The sequence below is a fragment of the Curtobacterium flaccumfaciens genome (assembly GCF_051548005.1).
In the GTDB taxonomy this organism is placed as follows: domain Bacteria; phylum Actinomycetota; class Actinomycetes; order Actinomycetales; family Microbacteriaceae; genus Curtobacterium.
The window spans coordinates 1-1,462 of the sequence record NZ_JBPUGH010000262.1 but is presented as its reverse complement, the minus strand read 5'-3'; the positions used below and the strand labels follow the sequence as shown (position 1 = coordinate 1,462).

Annotated in this window: 2 protein-coding genes and 1 pseudogene; all 3 read right to left on the bottom strand. The window is 74.5% G+C overall.

Annotated features, from left to right (window positions below; genetic code table 11):
- Nucleotides 1–74: 74 nt before the first annotated feature.
- Nucleotides 75–695 carry a maleylpyruvate isomerase N-terminal domain-containing protein gene (locus tag ACSW7Y_RS17185; RefSeq protein ID WP_438127436.1) on the bottom strand — a complete coding sequence of 207 codons (621 nt, stop codon included), beginning with the start codon at nt 693–695 and terminating at the stop codon, nt 75–77.
- Between the two features lie 8 nt (nt 696–703).
- On the bottom strand, nt 704–955 hold the full coding sequence (locus tag ACSW7Y_RS17180) for a hypothetical protein (protein WP_438127435.1): 252 nt from the start codon (nt 953–955) through the stop codon (nt 704–706).
- A gap of 47 nt (nt 956–1,002) precedes the next feature.
- Nucleotides 1,003–1,462, bottom strand: a pseudogene (locus tag ACSW7Y_RS17175) (short chain dehydrogenase); the annotation flags it as partial.

Sequence of the window (1,462 nt, the reverse complement as noted above, 5' to 3'; positions counted from 1 at the left end):
GTTCGATGTCGTCCTCGTGGTTCGACGCCCTGCCGCGGCCGCGACTGCGCTGGCGCCCGTGCCGCGCCTCCCTCTCAGAGCGCGGACCAGCCCGGCGGGAGCGCCTGACGTCCGGTGAGCGCCCGGAGCAACATCGGTGCGTCAGCAGAACCGGCGTCGGCGTCGGCCACGAGCAGCCCGAGCACCCGGAGCGCCTCGGTCGCTGCCGGGGCCGGCGGCTCGACGCCCAGCTCGGCCGCCGCCCGCAGGTCGATCGTGTGGACCGTGAGCTCGAACACCCGGGTCGGTAGGTACGCGGCGAGCGCCCACTCCCCCACCGGGGTCGTCACCCGACGGTCGGGGGCGGCACCGTCGACCCGGTCGACCACGCGTCGCACGATCCGGTCGACGGCTGCGGCCCGGTCCGTCCCGAGGTCCCGACCGGCCTGGCGCCCACGCTCCGCCACGGCCGCCGGGTCAGCCCGTGACGACCGCACGGCCCGGTAGTAGTCGGTCGTGGTCGCGGTCGACGTGGTGGTCGCCTCGTCGAGGTACTGCTCGACCGTGAGCAGTGCCCGTGCAGTGTGCCCGACGAGGTCGCTCCGGCTCCACTCGCCGAGCGCCGGGTGGCCCCAATCGTCCGGATCCGCGGCGTCGACCGCCGTCACCGTGGCCGCGAACCACTCAGCAGCAGCCGTGAACGCGTCTCGGGTCACGCCAGTGTTCACTGCAGGCCCCGCCGGGATCGCCGGATCGAGACGACGCCTGCGGTCGTCCCGATCGCGGGGACGCTCAGGACGATGAACCAGACCACGACGAGGAACAGGGAGCGGTCGGCCGGAGCGCCGACCCGGACCAGCAACACCGTGATCGTGATGGTGACGCCGACCGCGACCGTCCACAGCACGACGCTGAGGACGGACAGCACCACGAACGCGGTGGCGTGCTTCCGTTGCGCACTTCCGGAGACGGGCATGGACTCATCGAACCGGACGACGCGCGCGACGTCCGGAGTCCGTGCGCTCAGGCGAACCGCGCCCCTGTCAACCGCAGCGACTCGTCCCAGACCCGGCGAGCCTCGGCGTCGTCCGTCAGCGTCGGCCACGGGTCGATCCAGCCCGCGGGGCCGCCGACGCCGAGCCGCCACGTGGGCCCCGCGAACCGCCCCGCCCCCGCCGGGTCGGTCGCGGCGAGGAGCGCAGGGTACGCGGCGGTCTCGGGGGCGCCGACCACCCACCCCCGTGCGGAGAGCCAGCGGATGAGCCGGACCGAGGCGGTGTCGGCGCTCCGGCCCATCTCCGGGCGTGCGGCGAGCAGGCTCGTCGGCGCGACGCCGGGGTGGCTGATCGCCGTGGTGATGCCCCACCCCGCGGCCTCGCTCCGCCGCCCGAGCTCGAGTGCGAACAGCGCCGGCGCGATCTTCGACTGGCCGTACGCCCGCATGGCGTCGTACGACCGTTCGGACTGCAGGTCGTCCCAGAGC

Bases quoted from the DNA above. Each gene is read 5' to 3' on its own strand.
- ACSW7Y_RS17180 (WP_438127435.1), bottom strand. From the start codon at position 955: ATGCCCGTCTCCGGAAGTGCGCAACGGAAGCACGCCACCGCGTTCGTG.